This window comes from Undibacterium paludis, assembly GCF_022568815.1.
Classification (GTDB): Bacteria; Pseudomonadota; Gammaproteobacteria; order Burkholderiales; family Burkholderiaceae_D; genus Undibacterium.
Window position 1 is genome coordinate 1 of the sequence record NZ_JAKZHX010000068.1, and the last position, 454, is coordinate 454.

The 454-nt window shown below is 55.1% G+C and carries 1 protein-coding gene; it reads right to left on the reverse strand.

The window, feature by feature from the left end; translation table 11 throughout:
- The coding region (locus LZ463_RS28950) for an ATP-binding cassette domain-containing protein (RefSeq protein WP_241459790.1) at positions 1 to 454 on the reverse strand (454 nt) is incomplete at both ends.

Consider the following 454-nt stretch of genomic DNA (forward strand, 5'->3'; position numbering starts at 1 on the left):
TGCCAGCAACACACGCTGCTTTTGCCCGCCCGACAAACTGCTGCCCATGTCACCGACCAGGGTCTGGTAACCCATGGGCATCTTGCTGATGTCTTCATGAATAGCGGCCAGCCTGGCGCATTCTTCCACTCTTTGCTGATCACAGCGGCTGTCAAAGAAGGAGATATTGTCCATGATGGACCCCGCCAGCAAGACGTCTTCCTGCATCACCGTGCCCACCAGCTGGCGATAGGTTTTGATACCCAGCTGGGTGATGGGGATGTCGTCGATCAATACTTCACCTTCCGTCGGTTTTAACAGCCCAAGGATGATCTTGCACAAGGTGGTCTTGCCACAACCGCTGGGGCCGACCAGGGCAATGCTCTGGCCTGCCGGTATCGTCAGGTTGATGTCCTTCAATACCCAGGGTTCACCCTCGGCATAGCGGAACTTGATGTTTTTCAGGGTAATGACA